Origin of the sequence: Echinicola sp. 20G (assembly GCF_015533855.1) — a bacterium.
In the GTDB taxonomy this organism is placed as follows: domain Bacteria; phylum Bacteroidota; class Bacteroidia; order Cytophagales; family Cyclobacteriaceae; genus Echinicola.
In genome coordinates this window covers 289036-307539 of sequence record NZ_AP024154.1, presented here as the reverse complement: position 1 = coordinate 307539, position 18504 = coordinate 289036, and the positions used below count along the sequence as shown (strand labels likewise).

General features: G+C 42.0%; 16 protein-coding genes. 15 read left to right on the top strand and 1 reads right to left on the bottom strand.

Annotated elements, in window-relative coordinates:
* Window positions 1-149: 149 nt before the first annotated feature.
* From JL001_RS01520 to ftsZ, 15 genes are all read left to right on the top strand, one after another.
* Complete coding sequence (locus JL001_RS01520) at window positions 150-1070, top strand: lipid A deacylase LpxR family protein (protein ID WP_370567345.1); 921 nt, start codon at window positions 150-152, stop codon at window positions 1068-1070.
* A 105-nt stretch (window positions 1071-1175) separates the two neighbouring features.
* Window positions 1176-2150, top strand: a complete 975-nt coding sequence (locus tag JL001_RS01515) for a polyprenyl synthetase family protein (protein ID WP_200974364.1) — start codon at window positions 1176-1178, stop codon at window positions 2148-2150.
* A 444-nt stretch (window positions 2151-2594) separates the two neighbouring features.
* On the top strand, window positions 2595-3047 hold the full coding sequence (mraZ, locus tag JL001_RS01510; RefSeq protein ID WP_192011088.1) for a division/cell wall cluster transcriptional repressor MraZ: 453 nt from the start codon (window positions 2595-2597) through the stop codon (window positions 3045-3047).
* A complete protein-coding gene (rsmH, locus tag JL001_RS01505; protein WP_200974363.1) occupies window positions 3044-3952 on the top strand; it encodes a 16S rRNA (cytosine(1402)-N(4))-methyltransferase RsmH in 909 nt (302 codons plus the stop codon). The genes mraZ and rsmH overlap by 4 nt, the downstream gene beginning before the upstream one ends.
* Before the next feature lie 2 nt (window positions 3953-3954).
* Window positions 3955-4353 carry an FtsL-like putative cell division protein gene (locus JL001_RS01500; RefSeq protein WP_200974362.1) on the top strand — a complete coding sequence of 133 codons (399 nt, stop codon included), beginning with the start codon at window positions 3955-3957 and terminating at the stop codon, window positions 4351-4353.
* Complete coding sequence (locus tag JL001_RS01495) at window positions 4350-6464, top strand: penicillin-binding protein (protein ID WP_200974361.1); 2115 nt, start codon at window positions 4350-4352, stop codon at window positions 6462-6464. The genes JL001_RS01500 and JL001_RS01495 overlap by 4 nt, the downstream gene beginning before the upstream one ends.
* The gene (locus JL001_RS01490; RefSeq protein ID WP_200974360.1) at window positions 6464-7930 is read left to right on the top strand and encodes a UDP-N-acetylmuramoyl-L-alanyl-D-glutamate--2,6-diaminopimelate ligase; all 1467 of its coding nucleotides are present in this window, start codon (window positions 6464-6466) and stop codon (window positions 7928-7930) included. The genes JL001_RS01495 and JL001_RS01490 overlap by 1 nt, the downstream gene beginning before the upstream one ends.
* Complete coding sequence (gene mraY / locus JL001_RS01485) at window positions 7931-9142, top strand: phospho-N-acetylmuramoyl-pentapeptide-transferase (RefSeq protein WP_192011093.1); 1212 nt, start codon at window positions 7931-7933, stop codon at window positions 9140-9142.
* 3 nt (window positions 9143-9145) lie between these two features.
* On the top strand, window positions 9146-10486 hold the full coding sequence (murD, locus tag JL001_RS01480) for a UDP-N-acetylmuramoyl-L-alanine--D-glutamate ligase (protein ID WP_200974359.1): 1341 nt from the start codon (window positions 9146-9148) through the stop codon (window positions 10484-10486).
* Between the two features lie 3 nt (window positions 10487-10489).
* Window positions 10490-11659, top strand: coding sequence for an FtsW/RodA/SpoVE family cell cycle protein (locus JL001_RS01475; RefSeq protein ID WP_200974358.1), 1170 nt, complete (start codon window positions 10490-10492; stop codon window positions 11657-11659).
* Window positions 11660-11667: 8 nt separating this feature from the next.
* Window positions 11668-12780: an undecaprenyldiphospho-muramoylpentapeptide beta-N-acetylglucosaminyltransferase gene (gene murG, locus JL001_RS01470; RefSeq protein WP_370567344.1), complete on the top strand. Its 1113-nt coding sequence runs from the start codon at window positions 11668-11670 to the stop codon at window positions 12778-12780.
* Window positions 12777-14174 (top strand): UDP-N-acetylmuramate--L-alanine ligase, encoded by a 1398-nt coding sequence (gene murC / locus JL001_RS01465; protein WP_200974357.1) that lies wholly within the window; start codon window positions 12777-12779, stop codon window positions 14172-14174. Before murG ends, murC begins: the two co-directional genes overlap by 4 nt.
* Entirely contained in the window at window positions 14165-14929 is a 765-nt protein-coding gene (locus JL001_RS01460; protein WP_200974356.1) for a cell division protein FtsQ/DivIB, read from the top strand. Before murC ends, JL001_RS01460 begins: the two co-directional genes overlap by 10 nt.
* A gap of 11 nt (window positions 14930-14940) precedes the next feature.
* Window positions 14941-16254: a cell division protein FtsA gene (gene ftsA / locus JL001_RS01455; protein ID WP_200974355.1), complete on the top strand. Its 1314-nt coding sequence runs from the start codon at window positions 14941-14943 to the stop codon at window positions 16252-16254.
* A gap of 73 nt (window positions 16255-16327) precedes the next feature.
* Window positions 16328-17974: a cell division protein FtsZ gene (gene ftsZ / locus JL001_RS01450; protein WP_200974354.1), complete on the top strand. Its 1647-nt coding sequence runs from the start codon at window positions 16328-16330 to the stop codon at window positions 17972-17974.
* Here the strand turns inward: ftsZ and JL001_RS01445 are convergent.
* Window positions 17971-18495 carry an NADPH-dependent FMN reductase gene (locus JL001_RS01445; RefSeq protein ID WP_200974353.1) on the bottom strand — a complete coding sequence of 175 codons (525 nt, stop codon included), beginning with the start codon at window positions 18493-18495 and terminating at the stop codon, window positions 17971-17973. The genes ftsZ and JL001_RS01445 overlap by 4 nt on opposite strands.
* Window positions 18496-18504 lie beyond the last annotated feature (9 nt).

Below are 18504 nucleotides of genomic sequence, written 5' to 3'. Positions count from 1 at the left end.
TTGTCAAAGATAATGAAAAAATGAAGCTTTGATAATAAGCAGAACTAATATGCTCATTAAAACAAAACACTAAGAAATGCCCTTAAAAACTATATGAATAAAGATTTTTTGATAATTTACTTCATCTTTTCGACTTAGAAGCTTTAAAATTGAGTAAGCCCAATAAAATCTTATTTTCCTTATGTTTTTTGGTGTTTGAAGTCATTTATTGTCAAGCTCAAAGCGATGAAGGAGCATTAAGAAAACATGAAATGTTTTTGCAAGTGGATAATGATGCGTTGGCATTTACCCATTTTGATCGGTATTATACCCATGGTGTTTTTCTGGGATATGCTCGATACCTTACCCCTCGCAGCAGAATGAAATTCGATCTGTCACAGCAGATTTATACCCCTCAGCGATATACTCAGACAGATGTGAGAGAATACGACCGGCCTTATGCAGGAATACTCTTTTTGAATACTTCATACCAGTACTTAGTCAAGAGAGGCTGGTTAAAAGGTAATTTCCTTCTTGGGAAGGTTGGCCCTGGTTCTAAAGCTGAGGATGTACAGGTTTGGTACCATCGTCTTTTTGGTTTTCCCCAGCCTCAGGGATGGCGCTATCAGATTGGAAGCGGTGCTTTAATAAATGTTAGGACAGATGCTGCATATCAAATGATTGATGCTGGACCTTTTGATTTTTGGCTTTCTTCTAAGTTTGCCTTAGGGAACTTTGATCGAAGTATTCGTTTTTCCCCTTCTTTTAGACTGGGGAAGTTTAATCGTTCAGGCCAAAGTTATATCACTGGCTCACGAGTGGGGCAAAGTGGGGGAAAGGAAATCTATTTTCACGGAGGCGTAGAATTTAAGCGGGTCTTTTGGAATGCAACCATCCAAGGTGTGGGTGAAAGAGCTGATTGGGGCGTTTTTAGGATGGTGCCAGAAAAGATGGTTAACGAATATTTTGGGGAATTGGTACTGGCTTATCCTAAGTTTGGCTTTTCGTACAGGTTCTTTTACCGAAGTAAGGAGACTGAAGCTGCAAAGGGGCAGCTTTTGGGCAGTTTAAGGTTTTCTTACATTTTTTAAGCAATGGGCTGAATGGCCTTGAATGATGATGTTGCTTTGGAATAATCATCCCCTCTATTTTGTCAATGGTTTATTAGATTGTATTATTGCATCACCAAAAAAGCGATGAAGCCAGACCTCAAACAAATACAAGCCCCTATTGCTGTCGAGATGACCGACTTCGAAAAGAAGTTTCGATCTTTTATGAAGAGTAAGGTCAAGCTCCTGGACCACATTACCAGTTATATTGTCAAAAGAAAAGGAAAGCAAATGCGTCCTATGTTTGTTTTCTTGACAGCTGGTGTGACAGGTGGGATCAATGAGTCCACTTACAGGGGAGCGGCTTTGATTGAGTTATTGCATACGGCGACTTTGGTGCATGATGACGTGGTGGATGATGCTAATTACCGTCGAGGTTTTTTTTCCGTTAATGCGCTTTGGAAAAATAAGATCGCAGTTTTGGTGGGTGATTACCTGCTTTCCAGAGGTTTACTATTGAGTGTTGATAATGGAGATTTCGACTTATTGAAAATCGTTTCCAATGCGGTTCGGGAAATGAGTGAGGGAGAATTGCTCCAAATTGCCAAAGCCCGTAATCTAGATATTACAGAGGATGTCTATTATACCATTATTCGTCAGAAGACAGCTAGTTTAATTGCTTCTTGCTGTGCTGTTGGTGCCCTTACTGCAGGTGCTGACGAAGCGGTAGTAGAGAAAATGCGAGATTTCGGAGAGAAGGTAGGAATGGCTTTTCAGATCAAGGATGACCTATTTGACTACGGAGAGGATGAAGTGGGCAAGCCTGTGGGGATAGATATCAAAGAGAAAAAGATGACTTTGCCGCTCATTTACGCTTTGAATCATGCCAGTTGGACTGAGAAAAAGAAAATCATCTATCTCATCCGAAATAAAAATGAAAATAAAAAGGCTGTCAATCAAGTTATAGAATTTGTGAAGGCTTCTGGAGGCTTGGATTACGCCGAAGAAATCATGAATAAATTCTTTCAGGAAGCTCTTGATATACTGTCTGGTTTGCCAGATTCAGAGTACAAAACATCTTTGGAAAATTTGGTGAAATATACAATTCTGAGGAAAAAGTAGGTGGTTTATTTGTGTAGAATCAGCTAATTTTTGTGTATAAAACAAAAATATTTTTTGGGTTTTTCATTAAAAACCCAAGTTTTCGCATCGTAGTTGCATTTTTTTTCAAAAATTATCAAAAAAAATCAAATCTTGGGTACGTATGGGAATTTCCCCCACCGGGAAGTTTCGACAGGGCTGTTTTGCTTTAAAAATGGCCTTTTTTAGCTGAAAAATGGCTTTATTTGTCTTGTTAAGCTTTTGTAGTGCTTTGTCTAAAATGAACTTTTTGGCTCGTAAGTGGGTGGAAACCAGTGTTTAGCTGGGATATTTTTTATTAAAATATTGGGAAAAATCAAAGTTTTGGATACTTTTATAAAGTAGTGGGAAAAAGTGGGGAAAGGTGGTGGATTGTGTGAATGCTTTTATTACTTTTGTATTTGAACGGGACTCGTTAAGAAAAACATGGGCAATTTCTCTAGTGAATATTACTGCAAGCTTGACGCCAAAGGACGTCTGGTTTTGCCTGCCAAGCTAAAGGCGGCATTACCGGAAACCTATGGGAATGAGTTGGTAATGCGGAGAGGTTTTGATCCTTGTTTGGTACTCTACCCCATGAGCGAGTATCGGAAATTGGACGCAAAAGTATCGGCATTGGATGATTTTGATCCAAAACAACGGAATTTTAAGAGGAGCTTTTACCGTGGTAATACTGAAGTAGAGTTGGACACTACTGGAAGGTTCTCGATTCCAAAGCCATTATTACATTTTGCTGAGATTACCAAGGAAGTAGTGGTAGTGGGTATGGGTAAGACCATCGAGATTTGGAACCCTCAGAAGTATGATGACTTCTTGATTGGGGATTCTGAAGTTTTTGCTGAGCAGGCCAGAGAATATTTATCTGATTCCAAGAAATGAGTGCTACTGAATACCATATCCCCGTAATGCTGTCCCAATGCATTGACGGGCTGGCTATACGTCCAGATGGCGTATATGTGGATTTAACATTTGGTGGAGGTGGACACTCCAAGGAAATTCTGAAGCATTTGGGGCCGGAAGGTCACCTGTATGGCTTTGATCAGGATGAGGATGCTGCGGTCAATGCGATGGAACATCCGAACTTCACCTTTGTACAGGCTAACTTCAGAGACCTTAAAAGGTACCTTAGGCTGTATGGGGTCAGTAAAGTGGATGGGATATTAGCAGATTTAGGGATTTCTTCCCATCAGATAGATGAGCCTACTAGAGGTTTTTCTACCCGTTTTGATGGGGATTTGGATATGCGCATGAATCAGTTGGCGGGCTTGTCTGCCAAGGAAGTTCTCAATACCTATGAGGAAAGCGCACTGCACAAAATTTTTGGCATCTATGGAGAGGTCAAAAATGCAAAAACCTTAGCACAGGCGGTGGTCTCAGATAGGGCGGTTAGAGAGTTTGAAACGATAGAGCAGTTCAAGCAACTGCTTCAAAAAATGGCTCCCCGAGGAAGGGAGTTTAAATATTTTGCTCAGGTTTTTCAGGCCCTAAGGATTGAGGTGAATGATGAAATGGGTGCTCTGGAAGAAATGTTAAACCAAACTGTAGAGGTTTTGAAACCAGATGGCAGGTTGGTGGTGATGAGTTACCATTCCCTTGAAGACAGGATGGTGAAAAACTTTATCAACAAAGGCAAGCTTCAGGGAGAAGTTGAAAAGGATTTCTATGGTAACCTAATACGCCCTTTGGAGCCAATCAGTCGTAAGGCTATCCAAGCAAGTCCAGAAGAAGTTGCTTTAAATAATAGGGCCAGAAGTGCCAAGTTAAGAATCGCTAAAAAAGTATAATCATGGAAGGAAATACTTTTAAGAAAAAAATAAAAAGAGGAAGCAACGAAAGCCGGAATTCAGGTAATACTGGCAATGGAAAAAACCTCTTTTCGTTTATCGACCAAAAGCTGAAAATCAGTGATTGGTTGGGAGAGGGAATCCCTGTTAGGTTGGTGCCTCCGTTCTTTTATGCCGCTTTCTTGGCCTTGGTGTATATCTGGAGTAACCATAAGGCTGAAAGTACCATTAGAGAAATCGAGAAGCTTCAGCAGGAGGTGGAAGATCTCAGGGCCGATGTCACTACTCTGGAAGCTGAATATATGTTCAGCAGCAAACAATCCGAAGTAGCAAAGAAAATAAAGGTGTTAAACATTTACGAAATAGAAGAACCTCCAATAAAGATTATTAGAGATAAATGAACATTAAGAAATCCATATTACTGAGGGTAAGGCTGGCCTTTTTGGTCATGGTGCTTTTCGCTGGGGCTATTCTGTACAGGATAGCCCATGTTCAGTTTGTGGATGGGGATAAATGGAGACAGAAAGCGCAGGATATCAACCTCCAATACAGGAAAGTCAGTGCTACTAGGGGTAATATTTACAGCAGTGACGGGAGTTTATTGGCGACGAGTTTGCCCTTTTACAGGGTGGTACTTGATCCAGGGATAGCGGATGAAGAATTGTACCGGTCTGGTATTGACTCATTGGCCAGAAATCTTTCTGCTTTCTATAAAGACAAGTCTGCGGCTTCCTACAAAAGAATCATTAATGATGCCCGGATAGATGGCAGAAGGTATTTGGTGCTTAATAGAAAACAAATTGGCTATCAAGAAAAGCAAATGATGTCATCTTGGCCCATTTTCCGGAATGGTAGAATGGGTGGTGGAGTCATTTTTGAAAAGGTAGAAAAAAGATATAGGCCATTTAAAAATCTAGCAGGAAGGACCGTCGGGTTTTTGAATGAGGACAGGTATGGGGCTGGAATTGAGTACAGTTTCAATGGTTACTTGGAAGGAAAGAACGGAGAGGCATTGTTTCAGAAAATTGCTGGAGGAACTTGGAAGCCTGTTCATGATGCAGAGGATATCCGACCTGAGGATGGATATGATATTGTTACCACCATTGATATCAATATTCAGGATGTGGCGGAGTCGGCACTTTTGAGACAATTAATGAACAAGAATGCTGAGTATGGTTGTGTGGTGGTGATGGAAGTAGCGACAGGCCATATCAAGGCAATAGCCAATTTGGAGAAAAAGGACAATGGTTCAGGATACGGTGAGTATTATAACTATGCGGTAGGTGAACAAGGGTTGACAGAGCCAGGGTCAACTTTTAAGTTACTTTCCATGCTGGCTTTGTTGGAAGAAGGAAAAGTGAACTTGAAAGATACTGTGGATACGGGTGATGGTGCATATAAATTCTATAACCAGACCATGAGGGATGCCAAATATGGTGGCTATGGGAAATTGACCATTCGACAGGCTTTTGAAAAATCCTCCAATGTGGCCATTTCACGATTGGTAGACGAGCATTTTGGAGTCGATCCAGCGAAGTACCTGAGCTATGTGGAAGAAGTGGGATTGGATAAGCCTTTAGGGTTTCAGATTAAAGGGGAAGGAATTCCCTATTTCAAGGATCCCAAAGACAAGAAAAATTGGTATGGCACCACTTTGCCTTGGATGTCTATAGGTTATGAGTTAAAGGTGACTCCTATCCAAACTTTGACTTTATACAATGCTGTTGCCAATGGTGGTAAGGTGGTAAAGCCAATGATCGTGCAGCGCATACAGAAAGGCAACCATGTGGAAGAAGAATATGATACTGAAATATTGAGAAGGGGTATCGCTTCGGAATCAACGATCAAACAGCTACAATCTTTGCTAGAAGGTGTAGTGGAGAACGGAACAGCCAAAAATATTAGTAATAGCGAGTATAAAATCGCGGGAAAAACTGGCACGGCTCAAAAGTTGGTGAATGGCAGGTATACCAAGAAGTACTATACGTCCTTTGCGGGATATTTTCCTGCAGATGAACCCAAGTACAGTATGATTATCGTGATCGATAGTCCTAAAGGATTCAATGCCTATGGAGGTGATGTTTCAGCGCCGGTTTTCAAAGAAATAGCGGATAAGATATATGCTCAGGATTTGAAACTGAATAGAGATGAAACCAAGCCAGTGCCTCCTGCACCACAGTTGTCGCAAGTCGTGTTCCCTTACATTCAGGCTGGTATGGCGGATGAACTTCAAATGATCTGTAACAAGTTCGGCATATCGAATCACTATGATGGAGCAGAACGATGGGTAAAGTCCGCAGTGGTGAACAGGTCCATTAATTGGAGACCAAACAAGGTAGATGCTCCTTTGGTGCCAGATGTGTCTGGAATGACTTTAAGGGATGCACTATATGTGTTGGAAAATAAAGGGTTAAGAGTGAACTACTCCGGTGAAGGAAGGGTGAAAAGACAGTCCATCCAGGCCGGATCAAATGTACCAAAAGGAGGTACCATAAGAATTGAATTAAGTTGATGAAGACATTAAAGGACATATTGTACAAAGTCTCTTTGACGTCTACTACCGGTGATATGGAAGTGGAAGTAAAAGATATTGTCTTCGACAGCCGAAAAGTCGGTGAAGGGTCGGTGTTTGTGGCGGTGGCTGGCACTCAGGTGGATGGACATGAGTTTATTGTTCAGGCCATCGAAAAAGGAGCTAAGAGTATAGTTTGTGAAGCCCTTCCAGCGGAGCTGAACAAGGAAATAACCTTTGTACAGGTAGTTGACTCAGCGAAGGCTTTGGGGGTAATGGCTTCTAATTACTATGGTAATCCTTCTGGCAAACTGAAGGTTGTGGCAGTGACAGGAACCAATGGGAAAACCACTTGTGTGACCTTATTGCATAATCTTTTCATGGAGTTGGGATATGTCACGGGCATGTTGAGTACGGTAGAGAATAAGATCAATGATGCAATTATTCCTTCTACTCATACCACACCTGACAGTGTCGCTATCAACCAGCTTATGGCGGGGATGGTGGAAAAAGGCTGTACCCATTGCTTTATGGAAGCCAGTTCGCATGCGATTGTTCAGGAGAGAATGGCCGGATTGACTTTGGCAGGGGCTGTATTTACCAATATTTCCCATGACCATTTGGATTATCACGGGACTTTTGATGAGTACATCAAGGCTAAGAAAAAACTCTTTGATGAGTTACCTAAGGATGCCTTTGCTTTAGTTAATGCTGATGATAAGCGCGGGATGGTGATGATGCAGAACACCAAAGCCAATAAGCATACTTATGGATTGAAATATCCTACCGACTTTAAAGCCAAGGTGATCAGCAATACCCTTCAAGGGTTGGAGTTGGATATCAATGGCAAGCAGGCTTGGTTTCGATTGATAGGAGAATTCAATGCTTATAATATTACCAGTGTTTTAGGTTCAGCCGTACTTCTGGGAGAAGAAGAAGATGAAGTATTGATGCAGCTCTCCAAAATCAAAGGGGCAAATGGAAGGTTTGACCAGTTAGTAGTGGAGGGAATCACAGCTATTGTGGATTATGCGCACACTCCTGATGCTTTGGAAAATGTACTTAAAACGATTCAAGGAGTAAGGACTGGTGGTGAAAAAGTCATTACCGTAGTGGGTTGTGGAGGAAATAGGGATAAGGCCAAGCGTCCTGTCATGGCCAAGATCGCTACAGAGATGAGCGAAAAGGTGGTTTTGACTTCTGACAATCCTAGGGATGAAGAGCCAATGGATATCCTGAAAGATATGGAGGCAGGTGTTAATCCGGTGGCTTTCAAAAAGACCCTAGTTATTGCTGACCGAAGGGAGGCGATCAAAACGGCATGTGTCATGGCCGAGAAAGGGGATATTATCCTTATCGCAGGTAAGGGACATGAAACTTACCAGGAGATCAAGGGAGTGAAACACCCTTTTGATGATTTCCAAACAGTAAAAGAATTAATGCAACTGATACATACAAACAAATAAATGCTTTACCATCTTTTTGACTATATCGACAGCGCGTTTGATTTCCCTGGGGCAGGTGTCTTCAGGTACATTTCCTTCCGAGCGGGTATGGCTGCTATGCTGTCATTGATCATTGCCATCACTTTTGGCAAAAGTATGATCAATTGGATCAGAAAAATGCAGATTGGAGAGACAGTAAGAGACTTGGGCTTGGAAGGCCAATCAGAAAAGAAAGGAACGCCAACCATGGGCGGGTTGATGATGATTGCAGCCATTATCATTCCCACTTTGTTGTTTGCAGATGTTTATAATGTCTATATCATTTTATTGTTGGTGACTGTAGTATGGTTGGGAGGAATTGGCTTTCTGGACGATTTTATTAAGGTTTTCAGGAAGAACAAAGAAGGCCTTGCAGGGAAGTTCAAAATAATTGGTCAAGTGGGAATTGGAATTATCGTTGGAGCTACCCTTTATTTCCATGAAGATGTGGTGGTGAGAGAATTTCAAAACCCGGTATCCATAGAGGAAGGAGTTGTAGAGACCCCAGCTTTCAAAGATGTGAAAGTCATGAAGACCACCATTCCTTTTACCAAGAAGAATGAACTTAATTATGAGAATTTCCTAGGTTTCCTAGGCGAGGATTTTACCCCTTACTTATATATTTTGTTGGTGATTTTTATCATCACTGCGGTATCGAACGGGGCTAATATAACCGATGGAATCGATGGCTTGGCAGCAGGGACTTCCGCTATTATAGGTTTGGCAATAGCCATTTTTGCCTATATCAGTGGTAATGCCATTTTCTCGCAGTACTTAAATGTCATGTTTATTCCTAATTCTGGTGAGCTGGTGATTTTCTGTGCCGCCTTTTTGGGAGCTTGCGTTGGCTTTTTATGGTACAACTCATACCCAGCGCAGGTTTTCATGGGAGATACCGGGAGCTTGATGCTGGGAGGTGTAATTGCGGTGTTGTGTCTGACTTTGCGCAAGGAGCTTTTGATCCCGGTGCTTTGTGGGATTTTTGTGATCGAAAACCTGTCTGTCATCATGCAGGTGAGCTATTTCAAGTATACCAAAAAGAAATACGGAGAGGGCAGAAGAATCTTTAGGATGTCCCCTTTGCATCACCACTATCAAAAGGGTGGAATTCCCGAATCCAAGATCGTGACACGTTTTTGGATTGTAGGAATCTTGTTAGCAATCATCACATTGGCCACTTTAAAATTGCGATAAAGTATGAAGGGGATAGCCATATTGGGAGCAGGAGAGAGTGGTGTAGGCGCAGCAATGTTGGCCAAGAAAAACGGCTATGATGTCTTTGTCTCAGACGGAGGCAAAATCAGTGGAAATAGGAAGAATATGCTTGACGAAGCTGGTATTTCTTATGAAGAAGGCCAGCATACTCAGGAACGAATTTTAGATCAAGGCGAGATCATCAAAAGTCCAGGGATTCCTTTTACCAATGCGATAGTTTCAGCAGCCATTGAACAAGGAATCCCGGTGATAGATGAACTGGAATTTGCCTATGGGTTCAGCAAAGGAAAGGTGATTGCCATTACCGGAACAAATGGTAAGACCACTACTACGCTACTGACCTATCATTTGATGAAAAAGAGTGGTTTGGATGTAGGTATGGGAGGAAATGTAGGGAAGAGTTGGGCTAGCCAACTGGTGGATGAGGATCATGACTGGTGGGTGCTGGAGGTAAGCAGTTTTCAGATCGATGGGTTCAAAACCCTGAAGCCAAAGATTGCTGTGCTAACTAACATTACACCAGATCATTTGGATCGGTATGAGTACAAGTTGGAAAATTACATCCACTCGAAACTGAACTTGCTGAAACAAATGGATGGAGATGATGACTTTATCTACTTCCGGGAAGATCAAAACATCTGGAAAGGATTAAATGAATTGGTGATTCAGCCTAAAGTTCATGAAGTGTCTTTGGAAAAGATTGTAAAAGATGGCAGCTTTTTCAATGGGAGTGAGGTGAAGGTCAACTTCAATGATCATATGGTGTCCATTCCTGAAAGTGAAATGGCTTTGAAAGGAGATCATAATATGCTCAATGTCATGTGTGCTGTCAATGCAGCCCTATTGGCTGGAGCTAATGAGGAGGCGGTCAAGACAGGCCTGGCAGACTTTAAGAACGCTCCGCATAGGATGGAGAAAGTGGGAGAAATAAACGGGGTAGTTTTTGTAAATGACAGTAAAGGAACCAATGTGGATGCCACAGTTTATGCATTGTCAGCTTTCAAGGAGCCTTTGATCTGGATTGCAGGTGGAGTGGACAAAGGAAATGACTATGAAGTCACAATCCCAGAAGTTAGAGGGCATGTTAAAGCCTTGATCTGTTTGGGAAAAGATAATGAAAAGCTGAAAGCAGCTTTTGAAGGTGTGATTCCAGAGATAATGGAAACACAGGAGATCACTGAAGCTGTAAAGTGGGGCCTTGAAAAAGGAGAGATGGGTGATGTGGTTTTATTGTCACCGGCCTGTGCAAGTTTTGATTTATTCAAAAACTATGAAGACCGGGGAGATCAATTTAGAGAAGCAGTAATAAAATTGAAGTCATAAAAAATGGTTAAGGTCAAAGCTTGGATCGATAAAAACTTGAAGGGTGATCCCATGATTTGGGGAATCGTGATGGTGCTTTCCATCATTAGTATTCTTGTGGTGTATTCTGCCACAGGTACTTTGGCCTACCGTAGAATGGGAGGAAATACCGAGGCTTACTTGATCAAGCATTCCATGTTGGTGCTTTTGAGTTTGGTCGTGATGTGGGGAGCGCACAGATTGCCTTATAAGTATTATTCTAAGATCAGTTTGATGGCCCTTTGGGTGTCAGTGCCTTTATTGGCTATAACCTATTTGTTTGGTTCCAATGTCAACGATGCCAATAGATGGCTGACCATTCCGATCATCAATCAGGCTTTTCAACCATCAGATTTGGCTAAGTTGGCTTTGATAGCGGCAGTGGCAGGGATGTTGGCTAAGCGGCAAAAAAACATTCAGGACTTCAAGAGAACATTTATTCCAGTGATGATTTGGATTGGGATGATCTGTATGCTGATTGGTTTGGCCAACATGTCCACAGCAGTAATGCTGTTGAGCACTTGCTTATTGTTGATGTTTATCGGTAGGGTTCCTGTAAAGTTCTTGATTGCGGTTTGTTTGATCGGTTTTTTGGCATTGACCTCAGCAATTTTCTTAGGTCAAAGGGGAGGAACCTTCTTTTCAAGGATAGAAAACTTTATGTCTGATGAGGATATCCCTTATCAGGCACAACAGTCATATATGGCAATTGCCACTGGGGGGATTGCAGGTAAGGGACCTGGAAACAGTGAACAAAGAAATTCACTTCCCCATCCATATTCTGATTTCATCTATGCCATAATCATTGAGGAATATGGTATGATTGGAGGAGGGGTAGTATTGTTTCTCTATCTCGCGCTTTTGTACCGAGGAATGAGGATTGTAGCCATTTCAAATCGACCCTTTGGGGGCTTACTGTCAGCTGGGTTGAGTTTTGCACTGGTGATTCAAGCTTTGGTAAATATGGCCGTTGCGGTGGGCTTAGGTCCAATTACAGGGCAGCCATTGCCACTGCTGAGTATGGGAGGAACTTCCTTGTTGTTTACCGGGATTTCCTTGGGAATTATCCTTAGCGTAAGCCGTGGAGACCATGAAGATGGTTTTGCAGGAGATACCAATACAATTAGAAAAAATACCATGCAAATGGCTCAATAGTATAAGTAGTGATTAAAGAGAAGAACACATATCGAATCATGATTAGCGGTGGTGGAACCGGAGGGCATATTTATCCGGCCATTGCGATCGCTCATGCCTGGATGGAAAACCATCCAGAGAGCGAGATTCTTTTTGTGGGTGCGGAAGGCAAAATGGAAATGCAGAAAGTGCCGGAGGCTGGGTATGCGATTGAAGGTTTACCAGTGGCTGGTTTGCAAAGAAGGCTGACATTAGAAAACCTAAGCTTTCCTTTTAAGCTTTGGGACAGTATCAATAAGGCAAGAAAACTGATCAAACGTTTTCAGCCACATGCTGTAGTTGGAGTGGGAGGATATGCAAGTGGTCCTTTATTGTATGTGGCACAAAGCAAGGCCATACCGACTTTGATTCAGGAGCAAAATTCCTATGCGGGATTGACCAATAAATTGTTGGCCAAGAAGGCCAAGGCTTTTTGTGTTGCCTATGAGGGGATGGAAAAGTTCTTTCCTGAAGATAGGATCCATTTTACAGGTAACCCTGTTCGCAAGGACATTTTGAACTTATCTAATAAAAAGGAAGCTGCACTGAAACATTTTGGACTTGATGCTGATAAACCTGTGATATTGGTTTTGGGAGGGAGCTTAGGGGCAAGAACCATTAATCAAGCTGTCTTGGCTTCCATGGAACATTTTGAGGAGAAGGGATATCAATTGCTTTGGCAAACAGGGAGGTTTTATTTCGAGGAAATGACCGATAAGGTAGAAAACTCAGGGCTGAAGTTTATACAAGCTCTGGAGTTTATCAAGGAAATGGATTTGGCTTATGCAGCGGCAAATTTGGTGATTTCCAGGGCTGGAGCACTGTCGGTTTCAGAATTGAGCTTGGTCGGAAAGCCGGTAATTTTTGTTCCTTCCCCCAATGTGGCAGAGGATCATCAGACCAAAAATGCCATGGCTTGTGTCAACCATGAGGCAGCCTTGATGTTGAAGGATGCTGAAGCAGTAGAAGGTTTGGCTAAGAAAGTGGATGAATTGATGGGTGATACTGATTTACAGGATCGCTTAGGAAAAAATATAAAAAAGATGGGCAAGCCTAATGCTGCCCGCGAGATTGTAGAAGAATTGGAAGCTTTGATCAAATGAAGTGGGATAAGTTACATAGCGTTTATTTCTTAGGAATTGGTGGTATCGGGATGAGTGCCATTGCCAGGTGGTTCAACCATGTGGGAATTCCTGTATATGGGTACGACCGAACACCTTCTCCATTGACCAAAAAGTTGGAAGAGGAAGGGATGCAAGTCACTTATGAAGATTCGTTGAATACCATTCCTGAATCTGTGAAACTGGATAAGGAAAATGTGTTGATCGTTTGGACACCTGCCATTCCCAAAGATAATGTGCAGTTGAATTTCTTTCAGGATAACCACTTTAACCTTAAGAAGAGATCTGAAGTTTTGGGAATGATTACGTCATCCATGTACACGGTTGGAGTAGCAGGAACGCATGGTAAGACAACCACTTCCTCTATGGTGGCCCATATGCTGAAGAGTGCAGGGAAAAACATTGCTGCATTTTTGGGAGGGCTTACCCAAAACTATGAGAGCAATTTGATTCTACATGATGAGGAAAATGAGGAGAAGCCAATCGTAGTTGTAGAAGCGGACGAGTTTGATCGATCTTTCTTGAGATTGCATCCCAATGTTGCTGTGGTGACAAGTGTGGATGCTGATCATTTGGATATATATGGTGATGCTCAGGAACTTACTGTCAACTTCGAAAAGTACATTGATTTATTGCCTGAAGACGGTGTTTTATTTATTCAAAAAAATGCCCTGAAAAAGCTAAATAGGAATGATTTTGGCAGTTTGACCGTGCGTCAATATGGGTTGGGAGAAGGAGAGATTAGGGCAGAAAATATCAAGGCTGGAATAGCCTCTTTTGAGTTTGATTATGTCAGCGAAGAGAAGTTGATTGAAGGGTTGGTTTTGAGGGTTCCAGGTTTTCATAATGTTGAAAATGCCTTGTCAGCAGTGTCCATCGCTTTGCATTTCGGCATAGCTGAAGGGGAAATCAGAAAGGGGCTTGAAAGTTTTAGAGGAGTCAAAAGAAGATTTGAAATCAAAAGGCAGGATGTGAAGGGGGTATATATCGATGACTATGCCCATCATCCGGAAGAGATCAAAGCATTTTTGGGTTCGGTGAAAGCCATGTATCCCAATAAAAAACTGACAGCGATTTTTCAGCCTCACTTGTTTACCAGGACTAGAGATTTTGCGGAAGGTTTTTCTGAAGCACTTTCTTTGGCGGATGAAGTAATCCTTTTGGATATCTATCCAGCAAGGGAGTTGCCGATTGAGGGGGTAAATGCAGCGATGTTAATGGATGGAATTACTTCATCTGAAAAATCACTCCAAAGCAAGAATGACTTGTTGGGGTTTTTAGATCAAAAGCGGCCTGAAGTTTTGGTGACTTTAGGAGCAGGAGATATAGACAGACTTGTAGATCCAATAAATGATCTGATAGAGCAATGGGATTGAGAAACTTAAAAATAAAGCAATCATTTGTGTTCACGGCACTTTTACTGGTGTTGGTGGTCTTTATCGGCTTCGTAGAGAAAAAAGGAGCTGAAAGGAGTTATCATAGCCTATCGGTGAAAGTGAAGGGGATCAGTGATGTATATTTTGTAGAGGAGGATGAGATTTCCTCTATGCTCTTGAAAGAATTTCCAAGCCTATCAGATGGAAAGAGATTGGAAAATATTGATTTAAGGAAGTTGGAAGAAAAAGTAGAAGGGCACCCATTTGTGAAGAATGCAGAGGTATATACTGACCTGAAGGGAGATGTAATGGTGACGGTGGATCAATATCGACCGATTGCCAGGATCAGTAGGCCTTTGGCAGCCGATGGCTATATATCATCTGAAGGTTTTATTTTACCTACTTCCGCTCATTATACTTCAAGGGTTTTGATCATCAATGGAGCATTGGCAGATGAGCTGTTAGCAGCAAAGGACCTTACCAGTGATCATCAAGGCTTATTGGATCTGATTTACTTCATTGATGAAAGCGATTTCTGGAGAGCTCAGATAGCTTCTTTGGAGATAGATAGAAAAGGAAATATTACGATGCACCAGCAAGTGGGCAGACAAGAAATAGAGTTTGGCAAGCCAGAGGACATTGCATCAAAGTTTGAAAAACTAAGTCTCTTTTATAAAGAGATCATACCCCAAAAAGGTTGGGATGCCTATACAAGGGTAAATGTGAAATTTAAGGATCAAATCATTTGTGAATAATTGATATAGCTATGGAAACTGACAAATTAATCGTAGGACTGGACATTGGAACCACAAAAATTTGTGCCATCATAGGGCGCAAAAATGAGTTCGGAAAACTGGAGGTACTTGGCATGGGCAAAGCAGTGTCTGACGGAGTAATCAGGGGCATCGTTACCAATATTGATAAAACCGTCAATGCCATCCAAAAAGCAGTAAATGAAGCTGCAGATATGGCAGAGGTAGATATCAGGGAAGTGATTGTGGGAATTGCCGGACAACACATCCGAAGCTCAGTTCACCATGGGGTGATCATCCGAAATACTAAAGATGATGAAATCACCATTGAGGACGTACGCAGATTATCCAATGATATGGAGAACATTGTCGTACCTCCTGGAAACACGATTATTCACGTAATGCCGCAAGACTATACGGTAGATTATGAAGATGGTATCAAAGATCCAGTGGGTATGTCAGGAGCCCGTTTGGAGGCAGATTTCCATATCATCACTGCGCAAACCACAGCTATCAATAATATCAACAGATGTGTAAAAAGAGCAGATCTTCAGTCCAAGGATTTGATTCTTGAGCCATTGGCCAGTTCGCTTTCAGTCCTTAGCGATTTGGACAAAGAAGCGGGTGTATGCTTGGTGGACATCGGTGGGGGCACTACGGATATAGCTATATTCTATGATAACATCATTCGCCATACGGCAGTGATTCCTTTTGGCGGAAATATCATCACAGCTGATATCAAGGAAGGCTGCATGGTAATGCAAAACCAAGCGGAATTGCTAAAAACCAAATTTGGTAGAGCCATCGCTGAAGAAGCAAATCCTAATGAGATTGTTTCTATTCCTGGCCTAAGAAACAGGCCTCCTAAAGAAATTTCTATCAGAAACTTGGCTTACATCGTAGAAGCAAGAATGGAAGAAATCATCGAAATGGTGCAGTCAGAAATTGTAGCCAGCGGTCTTTATAAGAAACTAGCCGGGGGCATTGTCCTAACAGGCGGTGGCTCTCAGCTGCAAGGTGTGGGCCAATTGTTTGAGTACATGACTGGACTGGATACACGAATTGGTTACCCTAATGAGCACTTGGGCAAATCAAAGATTGAAGAAGTGAAAAGCCCTATGTACGCAACCACTGTTGGTTTGGTGCTGGCTGGCTTCAAAGCTTTGGATGACAGGGAGGACTATTACCGTCAGCGTCAGTCTGTACCTGTAGAGGCAAAGAATGACCGAAATAAAATGGAGATGCCCGGCAAAGACATTTTTGGTAGCATCAGAAGAAGGCTGAAAGACTTCATTACGGATGATATCGGAGATGAGGGCAACTACTGAACAGTGAAATAGAGATTTAGAAAGATTTAGAAATAACAATTCACCAAAAATTGAGGAAATAATGTCAGATATCATGAAAGATTACAAATTTGATATTCCTAAAAATCACAAGTCTATCATCAAGGTGATAGGTGTGGGAGGAGGTGGTTCCAATGCGGTGAACCACATGTTTAGCCAAGGAATAAAAGATGTGGAGTTTGTTGTAGTTAACACAGACTCGCAGGCATTGAAGAGCAGCCCGGTTCCTTTGAAGCTTCAGATTGGAGCCCACCTTACAGAAGGTTTGGGAGCTGGAGCCAACCCTGAAAAGGGAAGGAATGCTGCTTTGGAAAGCAAAGAAGAAATCAGGGAGCTGCTTTCTGATAATACCAAGATGGTATTTATCACTGCCGGTATGGGTGGTGGTACCGGAACAGGCGCGGCACCAGTGATTGCCAAGATTGCAAAGGATATGGATATCCTTACAGTTGGTATTGTCACTGCACCGTTTGTTTTTGAAGGCCGAAAAAAAACCGGAGCAGCCCAAAGAGGAATTGAAGAATTAAGGGCCAACTGCGACACCGTTTTGGTCATTCTCAATGACAAGTTGAGAGAGGTTTATGGCAACTTGCCTATCCGTTCTGCTTTTGGAAAGGCGGACAATGTGCTGAGTACAGCGGCAAAGTCAATTGCGGAAATTATCACTGTTCATCAGGATGTAAACGTCGACTTTGAAGATGTGAAGACAGTGATGAAAGATGCTGGAGCTGCAGTGATGGGATCTGCTACTGAAGAGATGGAAGGCAGAGCGATCAAGGCTGCAGAGAAGGCCATTGCTTCACCGTTGTTAAACAATGTGGATATTAAGGGAGCTGAGAAAATCCTATTGTCCATCATGTCAGGTGAAGAAGAGGAGCTTTCTATGGATGAATTGAGTGAAATCACAGAATACATTCAGGAACGTGCGGGGGATGATGCGGAAGTGATCTTTGGTCAAGGTATCGATCCAGATTTGAAAAAGGCAATTAGAGTGACTGTGATTGCAACAGGTTTTCAGGCCGGTGCTTTGACAAAAGATGAAGCTGACAAAGCCAAGAAAGCAGAGCAGGAAAAAGAAGAAAATGCGAAGAAAGTAATTGATTTGGATTCAGGTAAAACGACCAAAGTAGAAGAGGACAGCCCTGCTTCTTCTGGTCAGACCTTTACTTTTACCATTAAGCAGCCTACGCCATCTAACAATGGTAACAATTATGAAGAAGCTAATTCTTCATCTGCTAAGCCTATGCCTAGCCAAAGCCACGTGGATACAGAAGAGGATTATAATCATCCTACTTCAACATCACAAGATGATGAGTTTGAGTTTGTACCTGCAAGTCCTTCTCCAGTAAGAAAAGTGACGCCATTGTACGACGAGGAGCCTAAGGCTGAGCAGCGCAATAGCATGCCACGTGAGGAAGAAAGCAATGCAGGCGCAGCTTACAACAATGATTACTATGAGCAAATCAAGCAAAAGGCCATGCAACGCGCGCACGAGCGTTTTGAAAGGTTGAAAAACCTAAGGGCAGCCAATCAAACTCCAGAGGAGTTCAAAGAAAAGCTTGATAAGCCTGCTTATTTAAGGAAAAATGTAAAACTCCAGGATGTGCAACACAGTTCAGAAACCAACTTGTCTAAGTTTAATTTAAATGATGACAACGAGATTCTGGGCAATAACCGGTTTTTACATGACAATGTTGATTAAAAATTAATCAACATTTCTGCCTGGGTTTTCAAAAGGTCTATGTAAAACTTGTTGGTGAGCAAGTTATTAGACATGTTTTCCTCAATTTTGGCAAGTTTTGGCTTATTGGCCAGAACATGCATGCCCAGGTAGTGGAATATGTCGGTAAGGTGGCTCAATGCGATGCCACCTCCGCCTATTCCTGATGAAATCCCCACCACGGCACATTTTTTATTCCTAAATGTATTGGGATAGGTCATGCCATCAATAAACGATTTTAGTATCCCAGGAAAAGAGCCATTGTATTCCGGTACGATAAAAACAAATTTATTTCCTGTCTTGATACGGTCATGCAACTCGTTGTAGACTTCATTTTGGCCATTGTTTTCATAAAGGGCTGTAAAGACAAAATCATTGGGCAATTCCCTCAGGTCAATTAATTCAGATTGGGCTCCCATTTCCGTCAGTATATCTTGGTATAACTGGGCTATGGTTTTAGAAACTGCATTTTTTCTGTTTGTACCTACTATTATTTTTATCATGAATGAATC